This window comes from Enterococcus hulanensis (assembly GCF_005405485.1).
GTDB classification, from domain to species: Bacteria; Bacillota; Bacilli; order Lactobacillales; family Enterococcaceae; genus Enterococcus_A; species Enterococcus_A hulanensis.
In genome coordinates, this window is record NZ_BJED01000002.1 from 155,908 (window position 1) to 175,684 (window position 19,777).

General features: G+C 40.4%; 18 protein-coding genes. 13 read left to right on the forward strand and 5 right to left on the reverse strand.

Annotation, left to right across the window (positions count from 1 at the left end; genetic code table 11):
* Window positions 1-94 precede the first annotated feature (94 nt).
* The 7 genes from FFR60_RS03340 to FFR60_RS03370 all read left to right on the forward strand — a co-directional run bounded on the left by FFR60_RS03340 (window position 95) and on the right by FFR60_RS03370 (window position 7,654).
* Window positions 95-961 (forward strand): carbohydrate ABC transporter permease, encoded by an 867-nt coding sequence (locus FFR60_RS03340; protein WP_137663129.1) that lies wholly within the window; start codon window positions 95-97, stop codon window positions 959-961.
* Window positions 962-974: 13 nt separating this feature from the next.
* The gene (locus FFR60_RS03345) at window positions 975-1,811 is read left to right on the forward strand and encodes a carbohydrate ABC transporter permease (protein ID WP_137663010.1); all 837 of its coding nucleotides are present in this window, start codon (window positions 975-977) and stop codon (window positions 1,809-1,811) included.
* Between the two features lie 4 nt (window positions 1,812-1,815).
* Window positions 1,816-2,226 (forward strand): hypothetical protein, encoded by a 411-nt coding sequence (locus FFR60_RS03350; protein WP_137663011.1) that lies wholly within the window; start codon window positions 1,816-1,818, stop codon window positions 2,224-2,226.
* 19 nt (window positions 2,227-2,245) lie between these two features.
* Window positions 2,246-4,048, forward strand: coding sequence for a glycoside hydrolase family 2 protein (locus FFR60_RS03355; protein WP_137663012.1), 1,803 nt, complete (start codon window positions 2,246-2,248; stop codon window positions 4,046-4,048).
* 163 nt (window positions 4,049-4,211) lie between these two features.
* Window positions 4,212-5,321: an ABC transporter ATP-binding protein gene (locus FFR60_RS03360; protein WP_137663013.1), complete on the forward strand. Its 1,110-nt coding sequence runs from the start codon at window positions 4,212-4,214 to the stop codon at window positions 5,319-5,321.
* A gap of 210 nt (window positions 5,322-5,531) precedes the next feature.
* Window positions 5,532-6,065, forward strand: a complete 534-nt coding sequence (locus FFR60_RS03365) for a PadR family transcriptional regulator (RefSeq protein ID WP_137663014.1) — start codon at window positions 5,532-5,534, stop codon at window positions 6,063-6,065.
* 53 nt (window positions 6,066-6,118) lie between these two features.
* Window positions 6,119-7,654, forward strand: a complete 1,536-nt coding sequence (locus FFR60_RS03370) for an MFS transporter (protein ID WP_137663015.1) — start codon at window positions 6,119-6,121, stop codon at window positions 7,652-7,654.
* A gap of 116 nt (window positions 7,655-7,770) precedes the next feature.
* On the opposite strand, the gene FFR60_RS03375 is transcribed toward FFR60_RS03370, so the two are convergent.
* The gene (locus tag FFR60_RS03375) at window positions 7,771-9,093 is read right to left on the reverse strand and encodes a 2-hydroxycarboxylate transporter family protein (RefSeq protein ID WP_137663016.1); all 1,323 of its coding nucleotides are present in this window, start codon (window positions 9,091-9,093) and stop codon (window positions 7,771-7,773) included.
* A gap of 133 nt (window positions 9,094-9,226) precedes the next feature.
* On the reverse strand, window positions 9,227-10,858 hold the full coding sequence (locus tag FFR60_RS03380) for a malolactic enzyme (RefSeq protein WP_137663017.1): 1,632 nt from the start codon (window positions 10,856-10,858) through the stop codon (window positions 9,227-9,229).
* Window positions 10,859-11,073: 215 nt separating this feature from the next.
* Here FFR60_RS03380 and FFR60_RS03385 point away from each other — a divergent pair, with 215 nt between their 5' ends.
* The 5 genes from FFR60_RS03385 to FFR60_RS03405 are packed head-to-tail and all read left to right on the forward strand — an operon-like array spanning window position 11,074 to window position 15,328.
* Window positions 11,074-11,796, forward strand: a complete 723-nt coding sequence (locus FFR60_RS03385) for a lantibiotic protection ABC transporter ATP-binding protein (RefSeq protein ID WP_137663130.1) — start codon at window positions 11,074-11,076, stop codon at window positions 11,794-11,796.
* A complete protein-coding gene (locus FFR60_RS03390) occupies window positions 11,789-12,529 on the forward strand; it encodes a lantibiotic immunity ABC transporter MutE/EpiE family permease subunit (RefSeq protein ID WP_137663018.1) in 741 nt (246 codons plus the stop codon). The genes FFR60_RS03385 and FFR60_RS03390 overlap by 8 nt, the downstream gene beginning before the upstream one ends.
* Window positions 12,516-13,268 (forward strand): lantibiotic immunity ABC transporter MutG family permease subunit, encoded by a 753-nt coding sequence (locus FFR60_RS03395; protein ID WP_137663019.1) that lies wholly within the window; start codon window positions 12,516-12,518, stop codon window positions 13,266-13,268. Before FFR60_RS03390 ends, FFR60_RS03395 begins: the two co-directional genes overlap by 14 nt.
* A gap of 54 nt (window positions 13,269-13,322) precedes the next feature.
* Complete coding sequence (locus FFR60_RS03400; RefSeq protein ID WP_137663020.1) at window positions 13,323-13,985, forward strand: response regulator transcription factor; 663 nt, start codon at window positions 13,323-13,325, stop codon at window positions 13,983-13,985.
* Window positions 13,973-15,328 (forward strand): sensor histidine kinase, encoded by a 1,356-nt coding sequence (locus FFR60_RS03405; RefSeq protein ID WP_137663021.1) that lies wholly within the window; start codon window positions 13,973-13,975, stop codon window positions 15,326-15,328. Before FFR60_RS03400 ends, FFR60_RS03405 begins: the two co-directional genes overlap by 13 nt.
* A 42-nt stretch (window positions 15,329-15,370) precedes the next feature.
* Here FFR60_RS03405 and FFR60_RS03410 read toward each other — a convergent pair whose 3' ends face one another.
* Together FFR60_RS03410 and celB are read right to left on the reverse strand one after the other, a co-directional pair.
* Window positions 15,371-16,090, reverse strand: coding sequence for a GntR family transcriptional regulator (locus tag FFR60_RS03410; protein ID WP_137663131.1), 720 nt, complete (start codon window positions 16,088-16,090; stop codon window positions 15,371-15,373).
* Between the two features lie 99 nt (window positions 16,091-16,189).
* A complete protein-coding gene (celB, locus tag FFR60_RS03415; protein WP_137663022.1) occupies window positions 16,190-17,464 on the reverse strand; it encodes a PTS cellobiose transporter subunit IIC in 1,275 nt (424 codons plus the stop codon).
* A 187-nt stretch (window positions 17,465-17,651) separates the two neighbouring features.
* On the opposite strand from celB, the gene gmuD reads away from it, so the two are divergent.
* Entirely contained in the window at window positions 17,652-19,046 is a 1,395-nt protein-coding gene (gene gmuD, locus FFR60_RS03420; protein WP_137663023.1) for a 6-phospho-beta-glucosidase GmuD, read from the forward strand.
* A 49-nt stretch (window positions 19,047-19,095) separates the two neighbouring features.
* Here the strand turns inward: gmuD and FFR60_RS03425 are convergent, their stop codons facing one another.
* A complete protein-coding gene (locus FFR60_RS03425; protein ID WP_137663024.1) occupies window positions 19,096-19,767 on the reverse strand; it encodes a CPBP family intramembrane glutamic endopeptidase in 672 nt (223 codons plus the stop codon).
* Window positions 19,768-19,777 lie beyond the last annotated feature (10 nt).

A 19,777-nucleotide genomic window follows, 5' to 3' on the forward strand; every position in this document is an offset into this window, starting at 1 on the left:
GTCTTTAAACCGAGACCACGCTTTTTCTTTCGTAATATGAAAGGATGAACTCACTATGATGTCAGTTGCCGAAAAGGCTAAGGGAAAAAAGCCGATGAAGGTAGCAATAAAACCTTGGTTATTTTTAGCCCCGCACCTAATTATCTTTTTTATCTTCTTTCTAATTCCTTCGATTTTCGGGGTGATCGTTTCCTTTACTGATTGGGATCTTGTCGGTACTCCAGAATTTGTAGGACTGTCCAATTATCAAGAAATACTATTTAATCAAGATTCGATTTTTTATGAGCAGCTGCGAATCGGTCTTAAGAACACCGTATTATTCGTTATCTTCACCGTACCATTTTGTATTATCGTTCCATTATTGTTGGCTGCTGCATTGAACGCTAAGCCAAAATTTTGGAAAGTTTTTCAATCACTGTTTTATTTACCATCATTGTTTGCAATCTCGGCAGTAGCGATTCTTTGGACAATGATGTTCAACGTCAGCTTTGGACCGATCAATCATTTGTTAGGAACGGATATTCCTTGGGTAGGAATTCAACCCTATGCTTGGATCACTCTAGTCGTAGTAACGGTTTGGTGGGTAATCGGCGGAAATATGATCATTTACCAAGCAGCACTGAATGGAATATCGAAGGACTTTTATGAGGCGGCCGATATTGATGGCGCGACTTCAATTCAGAAATTTTTCAAGATTACATTGCCTGCTATCAAAGGCCAGATATTATATACCGTTGTGATGACGACTATTTCCCAATTCAATGTTTATGGTCAGCCGTTGATGGTAACAAAAGGCGGGCCGAATGATTCGACGCGAGTGCTTTTGATGTATATTCAGCAAAATGCCTTTGGGTCTGGGCAGTCGATCGCTGGGATGTCTTCGGCTTTAGCAGTGATTTTAGGTTTATGTATTATGGTTGTCTCTGCTGTGCAATTTGTTTTGTTGAGAAATAAGGATTAGGAGGAAAAGTAAAATGAAGAAAAAACCAGTTACAAAAATCGTTGCTTTTCTATTTTTATTTATCATGGCAATTATCTGGATACTGCCATTGCTCTATGGCTTTTTCACATCCTTTAAATCTCATGGAGAAATTATGACTAGCGGTTTTAAAATCATGCCAGCAGAATGGGTATTGAGCAATTATTCAAACCTGCTAGTCAATAATACCAGCGCACCGTTACTGAGATGGTTCTTGAACTCGATGTTTATTGCAGTTGTTCATACACTATTGGTACTATTTGTCGTTTCTTTTTCAGCTTTTGCATACAGCCGTTTGAATTTTAAGGGAAAAAATCTATTGTTCTCCTTTTTATTAGTAACGATGATGTTTCCATCAGTGGTAAATTTGATTCCATTATATAAGATCGTCGATATTTTTGGCTGGGTGAATACACCAATGGCGATGATTGTGCCGGGTGCAGCAGGTGTTTTCAATATCTTTTTGGTAAGGCAGTTTATGGACAACATACCAAAGGACTTTGATGAAGCGGCACAAATTGACGGGGCAGGAGAATTTACTATCTTCACTAAAATTATTCTGCCGTTAATTAAGCCAGTTTTATTAGTTGTTGCATTGTTCTCCTTTACAGGTTCTTGGAATGATTTCTTGTGGCCGTCAATCGTCTTCAATGATGTTGAGCGGATGCCGATCACAGCAGGACTACAATTGCTGCAGGGGATGTATGATGTCAAACCTGGTTTGTTGATGGCGGGAGCCTTGATCGCGATTATTCCGACGTTCATCCTATATCTTTTTGCACAGAAATATTTCTTGCAGTCAATGTCGCTTTCAGCCGGAGTGAAAGGATAAGAACATGAGTCGAAAAAAAGAACGAACATTGATAAAGATAATGGGCATTTGGCAAATAATAGATGGCCTCATCACGATTATGTTCTATGGGATCTATCAAGAATTTTTTGCTCAGAATAATAGCAGCAGCTTCAGCACTCAATATCATGGAATGAACGCACTATTTGGTAATGCTTTTTTGTTTGTTTGTGGTTTTGGCACTTTGTTGATTGGTTTGGGATTGTTCAATTTGATTGCTAGTCAAAAATACATTAAAGACGATCAGGTAATTACCTCAATTGGTGTTGTTCTACTGATCCAAGCGTTTTTTTCTTACATGATTTTTGATGTGATTAGTTTAATTTTAGGAATGTCGGCGGCAGTGATCTTGCTGGCAAAAAATAAAAGTATACGCTTAAACAGTCAGACTGGTTGAGCAAGATTAGGAGTAGAGAATGAATAGAAATGAATATCCACGTCCGCAATTTGTAAGGGATTTTTGGTTGAATTTAAATGGTGAATGGCAATTTTCCTTTGATGACGATAATCAAGGAAAGCATGAAAAGTGGTTTGCCAATAAGCAGCTGGATAGCACAATCAATGTACCGTTTGTTTATCAATCGGAGTTGAGCGGGATCAATGATCGGACACCTCATGACATCGTTTGGTATAAGCGTTCGTTTGCGATTCAACCAGCAACGAACGAACGAGTGATTCTTCATTTTGGTGCGGTAGATTATGAAGCAGATGTTTATGTCAATGCGCAGCACGTCTGTCACCATATTGGTGGGAATACTAGCTTTTCAATTGATATTACGGATCAGTTGAACGAAGATGCAACACAAGAAGTCAGTGTTCGAGCATTTGATAGCCATTACGATGAAACGATTCCTCGCGGCAAACAGTTTTGGGAGGATAAATCTCGGGGAATCTGGTACACGAACTCTACCGGTATTTGGCAAACGGTTTGGCTAGAGATCGTTCCTATGAATTATATCAAGGATGTTCGGATCACTCCGTTGTTTGATGAAGGAAAAGTTTCATTTGATGTGGAATTTCCTGCGGTTCATCCGAAAGCTTCACTAAATTATGAGATTAGCTATGGAGAAATTCCAATCGCATCTGGAACGGTTGATGTTGTGTCAAAAAGAAATATTTTTGACGTAGAACTGATTCAAAATCATATTTTCCGAACAAACTATCACAGTGAAGGATGGACTTGGACGCCAGAAAAACCGAATTTATTTGACGTAACATTCCGCCTGATCACAGAGGGACAGACGGAAGACAAAGTATCCAGCTATTTTGGATTGCGTAAAGTACACACAGAAGATGGAATGGTCTTTTTAAACAATAAGCCTTATTACCAGAAATTAGTTTTGGATCAGGGCTATTGGCCGAGCGGTTTATTGACGGCCCCAACTGATGCGGATTTTATCAAGGATATCGAGTTAGCGAAGGAAATGGGTTTTAACGGTTGCCGTAAACATCAAAAAGTAGAAGATCCGCGCTTCCTTTATTGGGCAGACCAGCTTGGTTTTATTGTATGGGGTGAATGTGCGGCGCCAGCTGTTTACAATCATGATTCAGCGGAACGTTTAGTAAGAGAATGGTCTGATATTATCCGTCGTGATTATAATCATCCGTCGATTATTACTTGGGTACCAGTGAACGAAAGCTGGGGAGTGCCGAATATTTCTTTCGACCGCCAGCAGCAGCACTATACTCAAACAATGTACCATTACATCAAATCGTTGGATCGCACTCGCTTGGTAATTTCTAATGACGGGTGGGCATTGACCGATACCGATATCGTCGCGATTCATAATTACGCACATGGGGAAGAAGAAGAGAAAGAAAAATACCTTTATTTCAAAGACAGTTTGTCAACGGTTGAAAAACTGATTACCAGACGTTCCACTCCATGGCCGATCTTTGCTAACGGTTTTTCATATCAAAACCAGCCGATTTTATTAACGGAATTTGGCGGCATCGGTTTTGACGTTTCTGGTCAACCTGGCTGGGGCTATACCTCAGCGGAAAACGAAGAAGAATTTTTACGCGAGTATCGCCGAGTAATGGAAGCTGTTTTTGCATCACAAAGTCTTTGGGGCTTTTGCTATACACAGTTAAGTGATGTTGAACAAGAAATTAATGGACTGTTGACATATGAGCGCGAACCGAAATGCGATTTGAAGAAGCTGGCTGAAATCAACGGACTCTATCACTTGATGGTTTTGGACAGTTCTAGCAATTAGGAAGGTTTTTGTTTTGATGGATTCTACGCTGATACTCTTGAGAGAAATTTCTGGAAGCGAAAAGATGTTTTCTTTTTGGTCATGTCTTGAAGAAAATAAATCAGTAAACAAATAAGATAAGCGTAGAGAACGCCAGAAACCAAAAAGAAACGGGAGATGGAAAATGGTTGAATTAGAGTTAAATCACATTTATAAAAAATACGAAGGCAATGAAAATTATACTGTCACAGACTTTAATTTACAGATTAAGGATCGTGAGTTTATTGTTTTTGTTGGTCCTTCTGGTTGTGGGAAATCAACGACATTACGGATGGTCGCTGGATTGGAAGATATTTCTGAAGGTGAATTCAAAATTGGCGACACCCTAATGAATGATGTTGCACCAAAAGATCGGGATATTGCGATGGTTTTCCAAAACTACGCGCTGTATCCTCATATGACAGTCTTTGATAATATGGCGTTCGGTTTAAAATTGAGAAAATTTGAAAAAGCTGAAATAAAAGATCGAGTAGAAAATGCGGCTGAAATACTAGGTTTAACTGAATATCTACAAAGCAAACCTTCTGGACTCTCAGGAGGACAACGCCAACGGGTTGCGCTGGGCCGCGCAATTGTTCGTGATGCAAGAGTATTCTTAATGGACGAACCCTTATCTAACTTGGATGCAAAGCTTCGAGTGGCGATGCGTGCGGAGATCGCCAAACTGCATCGTCGATTAAATACGACAACAATCTATGTAACGCATGACCAAACAGAAGCAATGACGATGGCGGATCGCATTGTGATTATGAAGGACGGGTTTATCCAGCAGATTGGGACACCGCAGGAGGTTTATAATTCGCCGAAAAATAAATTCGTTGCAGGGTTTATTGGTTCGCCGGCGATGAATTTCTTCCCAGTAAGATTAGAGCAGGGGTATATTACTGATGGAAAAGATTTACGGTTACGTGTGCCAGAAGGTAAGAACAAAGTTTTAGTAGAAAAAGGCTACGAAGGGAAAGAGGTGATTTTTGGCATTCGTCCGGAAGACATCCATACCGAGCCGATCGCTATTGAGGCGGCAATTGATTCGACTGTTAAAGCAAATGTCATGGTTTCGGAATTATTGGGTGCGGAAACGATGCTGTATACTAAAACTGGTGATACTGAATTTATCTCCCGTGTTGATGCGCGTGATTTCCATGAACCTGGCGCAATCGTTGAACTAGCTTTTAATATCAGTAAGGCACACTTTTTCGATCTAGAAAGTGAAGAAGTCATTTCTTTAGTGTAATAAGCAGGAAAATGACTTTTATAGAAGTCAAAATAATTTTAAACAAAAAAACTTCATTGGGAAGAATAGGTGCAGAACAGCCGCTTATTTTATCCAATGGAGTTTTTTTATTACGAAGTGTTCTTTCTTGACAACCTATCTAAAAGACCTATAATTAGCAAGTCAATATATCTAAAAGACTTATGCAGTTTTGTCGGAGGGGAGGACATCATGTATGATTTATTGCTTTTAGGGTCATTGATCAGTGGGGATAAAACTGGTTATAAGCTGCAAAAAATCGTTGGGTCGGCTTTGCAGCCGATGCGTAAAGTTTCCAGCGGTGTGCTGTATCCTTCATTAGAAAGGTTAGAAAAAGAGGGACTTGTCACTTCGATGATGCATGAAGAAGGGCGCAAGATGAAGTTGTGGCATATTACCACAAAAGGCGTTGATCGTTTTATTGAATTAATGAAAGAAAAAATACCTTCGGATGCGAAGCGCAATGACATGATTCATTTCAAATTGCGTTCGTTAGACAGCGTCACCCTCATTGAACAATTGGACATTTTAGAGGAATTTCGGTTGTTTATCGAAAAGGATTTGGAATTTTATCAAAAGGCGCAAGAGGATATGGCGGACCATCAGGCGCGTTTTCCAGAAAATGCAGAACGCTTTCGGATTTTGGGCGAGGCGTATGAGCTGGATATCCAAATCGCTAAAACAAAATTAAGCTGGATCAAGAAACAAATCGCTGATCGGAAATAACTGGTTGCGATCAGCAGATTGATAGTTATAGATAGTAGGAGTGCGAATAGTTTATGGAAAATTCTTTAAAAAAATGGTTCTCATTAGTTGCGATGTCTTTAGGCGTCTTCATGGGATTGTTGGACGTTACAGTGGTAAACGTAGCGTTGCCGACTATGCAAAAGGCTTTTAATGAGCCTTTTACTCAATTGCAATGGGTTTTGAATGCTTATACGTTAGTTTTTGCGGTCACATTATTGATCGTATCAAAAATGGGTGACATGTATGGTCGCAAGAAAGTCTTCTTGGCCAGCTTGATCTTATTTGTAATTGCTTCTGTGGTAAACGGTTTTGCACCTTCATTATTAATTTTAGATATTGGCCGCGGCATTCAAGCCATCGGCGGTGCAGGGATGATGTCTTTATCAATGGCATTGGTCGCATCGAACTTTGATGGCAAACAGCGCGGACTGGCCTTGGGTATTTTAGGCTCAGTGATTGGTTTATCTTCTGCTTCAGGTCCATTAGTTGGCGGTCTGTTAGTGGATGCTTTTGGTTGGGAATCGATCTTTTTTATCAATTTACCAATCGGTATTATTGCCGTTTTGATGACGATTCGTTTTGTCAATGAAACGCCAAGTTATGGGAAAGATCAGAAAATCGATTTTATCGGGATGATTTTATCCGCTGCTGCATTATTCAGCGCGATTTATGGTTTGATCCAAAAAGAAACCCATATTAATTTGGCATGGACAGATCCAAAGGTTGGCGGCTGGTTAGTTTTAGCTGTTGTATTTTTAGCCTTGTTTATCTTCGTTGAAGCGAAAGTTGAAAATCCAATGATGAATTTAAAGATGTTCAAGAATATCAATTTTATCGGGTCCGTTTTAGTCGCGTTTGCATTAGGTTCAGGAATCTATGCCTTCAATACCTATTTAACCGTATTGATGCAAAACTATATTGGCTGGTCAGCCTTTGATACGGGGATTCGTCAATTGGCATTATCTGTTTGGTCGTTGATTTTAGGTCCGGTCGTAGGAATTCTTGGGAATAAATTCTCGAAAAAATGGATGATCGTAGCTGGCTTATTAGTCAGCGGGGCTGGTTTTATCTTCTTGATCGGTCAATTATCTCCGACGATGGGCTACGCGCAATTATGGCCAACGCTTGTTATGATCGGGATTGCCAACGGAATCGTGAATCCGGTATTGAACTCAGCCGGATTGGAAGGTGTCGCACCTGAAGAGATGGGGATGGCATCAGGTCTATTGAATGTTTTTCGGCAATTTGGAACAAGTTTTGGTGTCGTGATTTTAGGATTAGTCGAAGCAAATCGTTATGCAGATGTGGTAAACCAACATGCCTCCTCAATGCATTTGCCTGAAAAATTAACCAACGGCTTGATTACAGCGGGACCATTTTCCGGTCATCAAATCGCGTTTTCTGATGCGTTAAGCAAGGCGCCGTTTGCCCACGAGCTGCAAAAGGTCGTCGTTAATGCCTTCGACAAAGGCTTGATCCAAATCTGTTATGTTGCTGGAGCAATTGTTGTGATTGGTGCGATCGGCGCAGCGATCTTTATGCGTGAAAGCAAAGAGGTAATAGAATAAATTTCAGCTGAATTATCGACTGCCGTGTCTGATCTTGTTCTTATTAAAAAATGAAAAAAACCGGGGGCACAGATACTTTCGTAAAAGAGAAAGTAATCTGTGTCCTCGGTTTTATTTTATGAAAACAGCTGCATCAAGAAGCCAGAGATGATTAGGACGATCGCGCCGCCTAAACGGTTGCCCATTTGAGCAAAAGCAATCAATTCCATTCTGTTAGCGGCAGATAATACAGCAACATTCCCCGTTCCGCCCATTGAGTTATTACATAATCCAGCGGTAATGGTTGATTCGATTGGATATAGACCGAAGAGACGGCCGACGAATCCAGAAACAAGTGAAATGACAACCACACTTGTTAAGCATAAAACAACGAATTGCCAGGTTAAAGCAGAGGCTAAAACATTCAAGTTCAACAAAGCAATACCGATACCGGCAAGAACAGCGGCAGTTAGGTTTTTAACGATCAAATTATTGAACATGATCGCTGCATCTTCATAGTATTCAGGCAGGATATTCGTAATTTTACAAATAACTACGATGATGATCATGAAGGCATACGCATGAATTTTTGGAACGAAGAAGTTGCAGATTTGACCTAAAATGAAGAACGTCAAGGCCACCATCAAGCCAACACCAAGCTGAGCAATATCCGGTTTTACTTCACGAGGTTTGCCATCACCAAGATCGCCTTTTTCCATCAATTTCCCGTTACCGTTTAATTTAGGTAATGATTGACCAGCGCGAGATACTAGAGCAGCACCAATAATTGCTAAAACATTGGTCATCGCTGTTGCAGGAATTAAGCGGGAGATAATCGATGAGGCATCTGTCCCTAAAACATGCGCGTAAATGGTTGATAGCGGAACAGCTCCGGCCCCAACACCGCCAGCCATAGCCGGTAATGAGATGTATAATACCGAGTTAGCAAAACCGTTACCGATCAGCATCCCCACAAGTCCAACAGCAAAGAAAGAAACTACCATAGAAATAAGAGCAACAGGAATAAAACGAACAGAGGCCTTCATCAATAATTTACGGTTCATTCCTAAGATACTACCTGTGATCAAGGCAGCGATATAAAAATCTAAGAAGCCCATGTTGGTGACAAAATTTTCAGTTGATTTAACAACTGCATCAGGCAAGATGCCAAAAGTCGCAATCGCAGCAGAGGCAAAGATCGCAAAGACCGATCCGCCGCCTAGGTAGCTTTTGACGATTGGGATTTTGTTGCCGATAAAATGGAATAAGTTCCCGAAAATAACTAGGATCGCGATTGGTCCGATCATATTTGTTGGCAATTTGCCTAAAGCCATCGCCACGATCAACACAACGACCATGATCAAATAGATTGGCAAGCTAACGCCGGAAATTTTTGTTGACCAAAAACCGGTCTTTTTTTCTTCAACTGGCAGCGCAGTTGTTGTTTCTTTTTGTGACATTTTAAAAAGATCCTTTCTTTAATAAAGCGATGATTGAAGCAAAGAGGGAGTAGATGATACTCTACTCCCGCAAATAAGAGAGTTGTTTTTATTTAATGAACCAGTCATTGAGAGAGGGATGAATGGTTGAACGTTAGTCTTTGTATTCAGGCAGCCATTTTGCAGCTTCAACAGCGGCTTTGACATCAGTGATTTCTTCACGGTTCAGTTTTTGATCGACAACTGATTTTGCGACAGTTTCAGCGATAATTTGAGAGAACTCAGTGATTTTTGCTACTGGGGGCAGGATGGATGCACCTGGTTTTGTTACATCGACGATTCCGCCTAGCGCACGGCTCGCTTGAGAAATAATTTCATCATTTACGCGAGTTGAAGTTGAAGCGATCAGACCTAAACCTAGACCAGGGTACATTAATGCATTGTTGGCTTGCCCGATTTGATAAGTTACACCTTGGTATTCAACGTCGTCGGCAGGAATTCCTGTTCCGATCAATGCTTTGCCATCTGTCCATTCGATCAAATCTTTTGCTGTTGCTTCAGCTAGTTTTGTTGGATTTGATAAAGGCATAATAATTGGACGAGCTGTGTGTGCAGCCATGTCTTTAATGATTGCTTCACTGAAAGCACCTGGTTGAGTAGACGTTCCGATCATAATTGTTGGATGGATCTCTTTTACCACAGCTTCTAAGTTTGTTAGTTCAGCGCTGTTAGTGAATTCAGCACGTTTTCTGGCAAACGGAATTTGTCCAGGAGTTAATCCTTCTGTATCTTCAAATAATAATCCTTGTTTGTCGACTTGATAGAAGTGTTTGCGGGCTTCTTCTTCAGGAGTTCCTTGACGAACCATTTCTTTTAATAGGATATTAGCGATACCAACACCCGCAGTTCCAGCACCAAAGGTTAAAATCGTTTGGTCTTTTAATGCTTCTCCCGAAATATTTAATCCACCTAGAACACCGGCAAGTACGACGATACCAGTTCCTTGGATGTCATCATTGAAGGTCGTGATCTTGTCTTGATATTTTTCTAAAATATTTGCGGCATTGCCACGTCCGAAGTCTTCCCAGTGTAATAATAGTTCAGGGAAAAGCTCTGTAGCAGCTTCAACAAATTGATCGATAAAGTCATAGTAAGTGTCGCCTTCGACACGGGCATGACGGTTACCTAAGTAAAGCGGGTTGTTTAATAATTCTTCGTTATTTGTACCAGCGTCGATCGATACAGGTAATACTTGAGCAGGGTTGATACCAGCAGCGGCAGTGTAAACCATTAATTTACCGATGGCGATATCGACACCGTTGACACCCCAGTCGCCCATTCCTAAAATTCCTTCTGCGTCAGTAACAACGATCAAACGAATGTCGCGACCATCCGCAGCGTTTTTCAAGCTGTCTTTGATGCTTGCTGGATCATCGATTGATAGAAAAGCAGCATCTTGCGGTTCAACAAAGATTTCATTGTATTGTTCGATCGAATCGGCAACTACTGGATCATAAACGATTGGCATGAATTCAACGAGGTGCTGACCCATTAATTTGTAGAACAATGTCCGGTTGGTGTTGAACACGTTCATTAAGAAAATCCGTTTTTCTAAATCAGATGGTTTGCTTAGATATTGACCATAAGCTTGAACAGATTGTTGTTCCAGTGTTTGAACAGTGCTGGGAAGCATTCCTGTGATGCCGTATTTTGCACGTTCTTCTTTTGTAAAAGCAGTCCCTTTGTTTAAAAAGGGATTATTCAATAGGTTTAAACCAGTAAGCATAAATAAATCCTCCTAAATTTTGATTGCTAGCGAAGTATAAAAGGAGGAAAGGTTTATAGTCAAAACCTTGGGTAACGATAAATTTTATTTATATGAGTGATTTGATAGAGAGCGAGAAATTCTTTTGTGATCGTCCAATTTTTTAATTTCAACCTTCCTTATAGTTTCCTTATATTTGTTTTCCATACTAAAGATAGAACGAGGGGGAATGAATGATGAAAGAAATGATTATTACCACTAAAAACTTGACGAAAACCTATTATAAGCAAAAGGCTGTGAATAATTTGTCTTTGGAAATTCCTGAAAATGAAGTGTATGGTCTTTTAGGCGCTAATGGTGCTGGGAAATCAACGACATTGAAGATGATCGCAGGACTTATTAAACCTTCAGAAGGAGAGATTATTTATAAAGGTCAGCCTTGGCAGCGCAAAGATTTAGCTGAGATTGGTGCTTTGATTGAAAGTCCGCCGCTTTATGGAAATTTGACCGCGCAGGAGAATTTGCTCGTGCGGACGACTGTTTTAGGTTTAGCGGAATCAAGAATAGAAGAGGTTTTAGCGTTGGTTGGTTTACAGAACACAGGTAAGAAAAAGGCGCGGCAATTTTCAATGGGGATGAAGCAGCGCTTAGGTCTTGCCTTAGCGCTATTGAATCAGCCTAAATTATTGATTTTGGATGAACCAACGAATGGCTTGGACCCTCTAGGGATTCAGGCTTTGCGAGAATTAATCCGGTCGTTGCCTGCACAAGGAATATCGGTCATTCTTTCCAGTCATATATTATCGGAGGTAGAAAATACGGTGGACACGATTGGGATCATTGCTAATGGGCAACTTGGCTATCAAGGGGAGCTGCCGGAAAATAGCGCAGCACTAGAAAAACTCTTTATGGACGTTGCAAGAGAAAAACAGCTAGGGGAGGATGCGCATTATGGGTAGAATTATTCGAGCAGAATTGCTGAAGGGCAAGCGCAGTTTTGGAAGAAAAGGCATTGTTCTCTTTCCGCTTTTGGTGAGTTTGATGGCGATTTTTTTGATGGGCGGGCAATTCACACAGATCGGGGCTTATAACTGGTGGTATATGCTGTTGCTGCCGATGGTGGTTGGCTTGATTTGTAATAATCTGATTGATTCAGATAAGCGGCTATCTTTTTTTAATGTTAATGTTTTACCGATTTCGCCAGTCAAAATTTGGCAGGGGAAGATCTGGACAGGAGTGCTTTATTTAGTCTTCGGGAATGGGTTGGTTTTTGGGCTCACCACGCTTTCTGGACTAATATTTTCTGCACAATATCCAATTTGGCGAGGGATCGCAGCTGGAATTATCTTAACAGTGACTTGGGTATGGCAAATACCTTTGGGCTTGTTTCTGGCTGATCGGTTTCATTCGGTCGTTACCTTTTTAAGTATTATTTTTTTAAATTTCTTCTGCTCAAGTCAAACAATTGCTGGCGGTGATCTGTGGTATCTGCCATTTGCCATCGCGCCAAGATTGATGGCTCCGATTATTGGCGTCAATCCGAATGGTGTTCCGCTAGAAGCGGGGAGTCCGTTATATGATACGAATGTTATTGTGCCGGGAGTGATCTTCACGATTATCCTATTTATCGGGAGTTATTATTTAACGACCAAGTGGTTTAGCAGTGGAGGATATTATCATGAAGCAGCTTAGACGTACTTTGCAGGCCGACATTTTGAAGGGGAGCAGGAGCTCGTTCTTTTTATTGCATTTAATCATTCCAGCGCTGGGGATAAGTATTTTTCTAGGCTATCAGCTATTAACGAAGTATCCAGCGAATGGGCTAACGATCAATTTCTTTCAAGTGCTGACATTAATCTATCCGATAATTGCGGCATGGCTGACTACGATTATTTCTGATCAAGAAATTGAAGCAGGCAGCGGTTTCTTTCTATTAAATGCCCCGTCAAAACCGATTGCTCTGACGGCAAAAATTTTATTGTTGATATTGCCTGGTCTATTTTCCTGCTTATTTGTCGGAGTAGGCTATCATTTGATTCTTTCTCAATTTTTCTCAGATTATTCGTTGCCCGCTTCGCTGATTTTTTTACTTGTGGGGGTAGTTTGGTGTTGTTCGCTTTTTCAGTATCTTTTTCATTTATGGTTAGGTCTTTGTTTTGGTCGAAATATCAATTTTTCGATTGCGACAGTCGAGCTTTTACTCTGTGCTTTACTGCTGACAGGGCTTGGTGAGACGATTTGGTTTTTCTTTCCTTGTTCTTGGGGGATTCGTTTGGTTCCCTTGATAACGCGTTATTTCACAACGAATGGCACCACCGCGTTAATGAGTATTCAGTTTGGAGGAGCGGCGCTGATCCTTTTATCCTTACTAATGTTCCTCTTTCTTTTTCTTTGGTTTTATCAATGGGAAGGGCGCAAAAATGACGCTTGACGAGCTTGTTGTTTAAACGATTAAGACGTATGATGGGAAAAGTGAGGTGAGCAGATGGCGACGATTTTCGCAATTGATGATGATGAAAAAATCTTAGCATTTATCAAAACGGCTTTGCTGCGTGAAGGACATCAGGTAGAAACCTTTACGAGTACAAAAGCAGTAACTGCTGAAAAAGCTAAGTTCGCTGATTTGATTTTATTAGACGTGATGATGCCGGAAGAGGACGGATTTGAATACTGTCAAAGAATGCGCGATTTAGTTGATTGTCCGATTCTTTTTGTTACGGCTAAAACTGGGGAGAGTGCGTTGATTCATGGCCTGGGCATTGGCGGCGATGATTATATTCGCAAACCCTTTTCTGTTTCGGAGTTGCGGGCACGGGTTTCGGCCCATTTGCGGCGAGAGTCGCGAGGACATACGCATGTTTTGCGAATCGGAAATTTTTCCTTGGATCTGGCAGGAAAGAAACTATTTCATGATTCAGGCGAAATTTCATTAACAAAGTCTGAATATCTTATTTGTGCGCATTTATTGGAAGCGGCAGGTCAAGTATTTTCCAAGGCGCAATTATATGAGGCAGTTTTCGGCTATGCCGGGAATTCAGATGACAGTGTGATCGTTGAACATATCAAAAATATTCGGGCAAAATTAAAAGATTATCAGGAAGATCCGATCGAGACGGTCTGGGGGATTGGTTATCGATGGCGAAAATAAAAACAATTGGTTTAACAAGGTATGTGACCCATATTTTATTGTTGGCTTTTTCGGGAGTTCTAGCCATTCTATTATTGATGCTGCTAGTATTTCAACTTTTGATCTCTACAGAAAAAATTGCTCCGGCAAATGCGGGAGAAACAGAGGCGCGAAACGAAATGGCGCAGCTTAAAGAGCGTCCGTCATTTCCAGATAAGCTGAAACCTAATTTTTATGACTATATCTATTTTACCAAAAATGGCGATGTGAAAAACACTTCATTGTCAGAAGAATCACTGGAGGATGCAGTCAAGCGCTATAAAAATAAAAATGAGTCCTATTCGACAGGATCTTTTCTCTCTTTTTCAGATGGAAGCTATGCATTATTTTTATGGCAATACAAAGCACAGTTTACCAATGCACGATTGAGAGCTATTTTTCCAAATTTTGAAGTTCTTTTTATTATTGGAACAGCATTTGTGCTAATACTCTTTTTTGTACTATATGTCAGAAGAGCTAGCAAACAAATAAAAGCCAAATTGATTTTGGTTGAACAGGCCAGCCAGCAGATCACACAAAAGAATCTTGATACAGCAATCAATGCCGCCACAGGCATCATAGAATTTGATCATGTCCTGCAATCAATGGAAGAAATGAGAGGGGCATTGAAGGAATCGTTAGTCCAGCAATGGGAAACCCAGCAGCAGCGTAAAAAAGAGATCGCTGCCCTAACTCATGATATCAATACACCTTTGACGGTAATTAATGGAAACGCAGAGCTTTTACTTGAAGAGGAGTTAGATGCTGAGCAGAGACAACTAATTCAGCATATTCATGATTCAGGAATGAAGACGAAAGAATACCTACATCTGCTGCAGCAAATTTCGAATTTCGATGTTGTTCAAGAGGAGAAGGTACCGGTTGCTATCGAAGCTATCATGGATGATTTGAGTAAGATACTGCTTTCTTTAGCAAAACAAAAAGGGATCGAGTTAGATATTCAACACAAGCACGATCTAACTACAATTATGGCTGCTCCAGTCCTGCTGACACGAGCGCTAGTAAATATTGGGAATAACGCAATTTCTTACACGGCATCAGGAAGTGTAAAAATTACTATTGAAAAGCAAAAACAAAAGTTAGCGTTCATTTTTGAAGACACTGGTCCTGGATTTTCACCGGAGGCGTTGAAGCATGCTAAGGAAATGTTTTGGCAACAGGATCAGAGTCGAACAATCAATAATAATTATGGTATTGGCCTATCAATAGTGGAGCAGGTAGCCAATTATCATGAGGGACAATTAAAGTTAGAGAATACAGCGGTTGGCGGTAAGGTAACGTTAACTCTTACAATTAATGACTAAACAAAAAAGCCTATTTCAAGAAAATAGGCTTTTTTGGCGTATTTAATTACCTTTCATATCAAGAAAAGAATAGTCTCGAACATCAAAGCGGTTGCGGCTGCGAGAATATTCAATCGGATCGCCATTTTGCTGATAAGCGATTTGGCGAATCTCCAAAACTGGATCATCAACGGCACAGTCAAGATATTTTTGATCATATTCAGAACTTTTATCCGCGCGAATTGTTCGGTAAGCGCCAGTGATCTTAATACCCAATTCTTTTTTTATATACTGGTAAATCGAGGATTCAATAATCTCTTTTTTCAGGTTTGGCACAGCCTGAATCGGCATATATGTATGCTCTAGGATAAAAGGCTGATCATCTAAAATTCGCAAACGAATGATTTTATAGACAGGCTTCTCTTCCGAAATGTGCAGCTTTTCTTGAATAGAAGCATCTGGAAACTCAACGTTGAACTCGATGACCTGACTTTCTAGTTTTCGATTGGCTTTTTCCATTTCTGCACTTAGACCTTCGTAGTAGGATAGAAAAGAAGTATCCTTCGTTAAAAAAGGATGGTGCAAAACAGTCGTTCCAACGCCTTTTTTCGAAGCCAGCAGTCCTTCTAAGGTCAAGATTTCTAATGCTTTTTGGATAGTCATACGGCTAACTGAAAATTCTTTGACTAATTCGATTTGCTTCGGAAGCAGAGAGCCCGCTGGATAAGTCTCGCTTTTGATCCGATTTCGTAGCGTATTTGCGATTTCTTCGTATTTTGGCAACATCATCACCTCAATATGATTATAGCTAAGTTTAAATGTCTATACAATGAATAAAAAAAGTTAAGACAAACTTTTTGGATTTGTCTTAACTATTCAGGTTTATTGTTCGATGTCATAACTTGGTTGGCGATCAAGTATTCGTAAGAATGGATACCAAATAAAGCCGACGATAATGAAATCGAGTATCTGTAACGCTCCGCCCAACCAAGAATTCGTTGCTAAAATACCACTAGCCACGATCGGCACGGTCCATGGAACGGAGACACCAGTTGGAGGAGGCACAATACCGGCAGCCATGACTAAATAATTAATTGTCGTAACAACTAAAGGCGCCAATACCCATGGAATCAAAATAGTCGCATTCAATACGATCGGTAATCCGAAAATAGCTGGTTCATTCACATTAAAAATTCCAGGAGCCAAAGCCAAACGACCAACATCGCGGTATTGTTTCTTCTTCAGGACAAATGCCATCAGGATCACAACGGCTAGAGTCATACCAGAACCGCCCAAGCCAACAGTGAAGGTCTCCATAAATGGTTTGGAAATAATGTGGGGCAATGGATTGCCAGCCTTATAAGCTTCCAAGTTGTCCAGCATCAAGGTATTCCAAATCGGGTCCATTACAGAATTGACAATGATCTGTCCGTGAAGACCAAAGAACCATAAAAATTGGACTAAGAAAAGAGCTAATAAAGTAGCAGGTAAACTGCTGCCAAGACCAGTCAAAGGTTTTTGAATGACCTCATAGATGACATCGTGGAGATTCGCATGGAAGACACCGGTCATAATTGCATTTACGATTAAGAAAACAGTCAATGTCAGGACTGCCGGAATCAAGGCCGCAAAAGATTTTGTGACTGCCGGCGGAACACCGTCGGGCATTTTGATCTGCCAGCCTCGCTTAGTCACACGGCAATAAATTTCTGCTGCAAGAAATGCAGCGATCATTCCAATAAACATTCCTTTTGCACCAAGTCGATCTAATGATAAGATACCGCTGATTTTTTCTCCGTTTTCCAGCGTCATTGCAAAAGGCGTTAGGATCAAGAAACTCGCAAAGGAGACCGCACCGCCAAAAATACCTTCTACTTCATAAGATTCTGATAAATAATAGCCGATCCCGAATGTAACGAAGACAGACATGATGCTCATCGTAGCATTTTGTCCGTTACCAAAAAGGTCACCTAAGATCCCTTTGGTGGCATCATTGAAAAAAGGTAAATTATTAATCACGACAACGATTGATCCAAACATCGTAAGTGGAAATGACAACATAAAGGCATCTCTAAGTACAGTCAAGTAGCGATTTTGCCCTAACTTATTTGCTAGCGGCATGATTTTCTCCGCCAGTTTATCCATAAACCCATTCATTTTCTTCACCTCTAGATTTTTTTGTAATCGATTACAGCTATAATTTAGCACGATTCTGTTTACATGTCTAGTCATAGTTTAAAATATGATTGATTTTTATTTCTAATTTGTTTATGATAGTCGTAGAAGATAGGTGGTCAGTTTTTTGAAAGGCAAAAGTTTGAAAACGAATTAGGAGGAAAATGAGATGAAGTATACATTTCCAAAGGATTTTTGGTGGGGTTCTTCAGCTAGCGGTCCACAGACCGAGGGCAGATTTACCGGCGATGGCAAAGGTGAGAATATTTGGGATTATTGGTATGAATTAGAACCGGAAAAATTTTTTGATCAAGTAGGTCCGGATAAAACTTCTCGGGTGTATGAAAAATATCAAGAAGATGTTCAGTTGATGAAGCAGATCGGTCATAATTCATTTCGCACGTCGATCCAATGGAGTCGCTTGATTCCTAATGGAACAGGGACAGTTAATCAAGCAGCGGTTGATTTTTACAATCATTACATTGATGAGCTGCTCGCAAATGGCATCGAACCATTTTTTAACCTCTATCATTTCGATATGCCTTTAGCGTTGCAGGAAAAAGGCGGCTGGACCAATCGTGAAACTGTGGATGCTTACGTTACCTATGCTAAAACCTGTTTTGAGTTGTTTGGCGATCGAGTAAAAAAATGGTTCACTCATAACGAACCGATCGTGCCCGTAGAAGGCGGGTATCTCTATCAATTCCATTATCCGAATCATGTCATTATGGAAGAAGCCGTAGCGGTGGGGTATCACGAAAATTTAGCCAGCGCAAAAGCAATACAAAGCTATCATGAGATGGATTTGGATGGAGAGATCGGGATCATTTTAAATTTAACGCCAAGCTATCCGCGAGATGAAAATAATCCTGAAGATGTCAAAGCTGCTCAGATGGCGGATGCCTTCTTTAATCGTTCCTTTTTAGATCCGGCGGTGAAGGGGGAATTTCCTGAAGAGTTGATGACAGTGATAAAAGAGCTGGATATTGTTCCTGAGATTCAGGAGGGCGATCTGGCAATAATTAAAAATAATACGGTTGATCTATTGGGGATCAATTATTATCAGCCACGCCGGATCAAAGCCAAAGAGACACCGATCGATCCAAGTCATGGACCAATGCCGGATGATTATTTCGATTATTATGATATGCCTGATAAAAAGATCAATCCTTATCGAGGATGGGAAATCTATGAAAAAGGGATTTACGATATCTTGACGAATGTGCGGGAAGATTATGGCAACATCCGCTGCTTTATCTCAGAAAATGGGATGGGCGTCGAAGGTGAGGAGCGCTATATCAATGAAGATGGACAAATCGATGATGATTATCGCATTGAGTTTGTCACCGAGCATTTGAAATATGTGCATCAAGCGATTCAGGAAGGAACGAATTGTTTAGGTTATCATATGTGGACCTGTATGGATAATTGGTCATGGACCAATGCTTATAAAAATCGTTATGGGTTTATTTCGGTGGATATCAAAAATGAAGGCAAGCGGACGATTAAAAAATCCGGACACTGGTTTAAAACAGTAGCTGAGAACAACGGCTTTATTGATTAAGAAAAAACGACGAAAACACGATAGATGTGTTTTCGTCGTTTTTTTTGCGTCAAATAAAAATAATCAGTGAATTCCCCAAATTATAAAGGAGATGTAGGCAGACGGCTCCCCACAAGCAGTTGGATTTTTTATAAGTTAAAGAACAAGTAACATGCAAAGATAGCAGCAACAAAATATGTGGGAATGACAGTGCGTTAAGCTGCTGGCCGCTCATCCATTTGAGGGGATAGTGAATGAGGACAAATAAAATAGCAGTAATGATTGAACATAGATGCCTATTTTGGACTAACCCTTGTAGGCGTGTTTCGATATAGCCGCGATAAATCATTTCCTCAGCTAGAGCACTATTAAAAAATAAGAGCACCATCGGCAAATTTATCGATCCTAGCATGACTTTGCTGACATCATTGAACAGATAAGAAATACTGGCGTAGAAGATTAATTGTACACCGAGAAAAAGAAAACCCCAAAGCATGCTCTGTTTAAGATTTTTGAGGTGGATACCGATACTTTCTGCTTTCTCTTTAAAAACGCCTAAGAAAATGATTAAAGCAGCGATATCTAAAATAGGAAAAAGGTAATTGGAACTTCTAACGAGGGATAAGGGAAGATCACTCATGACAAAGAGACCTTGAGAAAAGGCTAAGAAAAAAACAATCAAGAAAAGAAATAGGGCGCTAACTGCCTGTTTTTTAGTATATGTTTCAGGTTGAGCGATCATCGTAACCCTC

Excerpts from the sequence above, each read along its gene's own strand:
- FFR60_RS03425 (WP_137663024.1), bottom strand. The coding sequence starts at position 19,767 with ATGATCGCTCAACCTGAAACATATACTAAAAAACAGGCAGTTAGCGCC.
- FFR60_RS03360 (WP_137663013.1), top strand. The coding sequence starts at position 4,212 with ATGGTTGAATTAGAGTTAAATCACATTTATAAAAAATACGAAGGCAAT.
- celB (WP_137663022.1), bottom strand. The coding sequence starts at position 17,464 with ATGAATGGGTTTATGGATAAACTGGCGGAGAAAATCATGCCGCTAGCA.
- FFR60_RS03345 (WP_137663010.1), top strand. The coding sequence starts at position 975 with ATGAAGAAAAAACCAGTTACAAAAATCGTTGCTTTTCTATTTTTATTT.
- FFR60_RS03370 (WP_137663015.1), top strand. The coding sequence starts at position 6,119 with ATGGAAAATTCTTTAAAAAAATGGTTCTCATTAGTTGCGATGTCTTTA.
- FFR60_RS03355 (WP_137663012.1), top strand. The coding sequence starts at position 2,246 with ATGAATAGAAATGAATATCCACGTCCGCAATTTGTAAGGGATTTTTGG.
- FFR60_RS03405 (WP_137663021.1), top strand. The coding sequence starts at position 13,973 with ATGGCGAAAATAAAAACAATTGGTTTAACAAGGTATGTGACCCATATT.
- FFR60_RS03365 (WP_137663014.1), top strand. The coding sequence starts at position 5,532 with ATGTATGATTTATTGCTTTTAGGGTCATTGATCAGTGGGGATAAAACT.
- FFR60_RS03375 (WP_137663016.1), bottom strand. The coding sequence starts at position 9,093 with ATGTCACAAAAAGAAACAACAACTGCGCTGCCAGTTGAAGAAAAAAAG.
- FFR60_RS03395 (WP_137663019.1), top strand. The coding sequence starts at position 12,516 with ATGAAGCAGCTTAGACGTACTTTGCAGGCCGACATTTTGAAGGGGAGC.
- FFR60_RS03400 (WP_137663020.1), top strand. The coding sequence starts at position 13,323 with ATGGCGACGATTTTCGCAATTGATGATGATGAAAAAATCTTAGCATTT.
- gmuD (WP_137663023.1), top strand. The coding sequence starts at position 17,652 with ATGAAGTATACATTTCCAAAGGATTTTTGGTGGGGTTCTTCAGCTAGC.
- FFR60_RS03380 (WP_137663017.1), bottom strand. The coding sequence starts at position 10,858 with ATGCTTACTGGTTTAAACCTATTGAATAATCCCTTTTTAAACAAAGGG.
- FFR60_RS03340 (WP_137663129.1), top strand. The coding sequence starts at position 95 with ATGAAGGTAGCAATAAAACCTTGGTTATTTTTAGCCCCGCACCTAATT.
- FFR60_RS03350 (WP_137663011.1), top strand. The coding sequence starts at position 1,816 with ATGAGTCGAAAAAAAGAACGAACATTGATAAAGATAATGGGCATTTGG.
- FFR60_RS03385 (WP_137663130.1), top strand. The coding sequence starts at position 11,074 with ATGAAAGAAATGATTATTACCACTAAAAACTTGACGAAAACCTATTAT.
- FFR60_RS03390 (WP_137663018.1), top strand. The coding sequence starts at position 11,789 with ATGGGTAGAATTATTCGAGCAGAATTGCTGAAGGGCAAGCGCAGTTTT.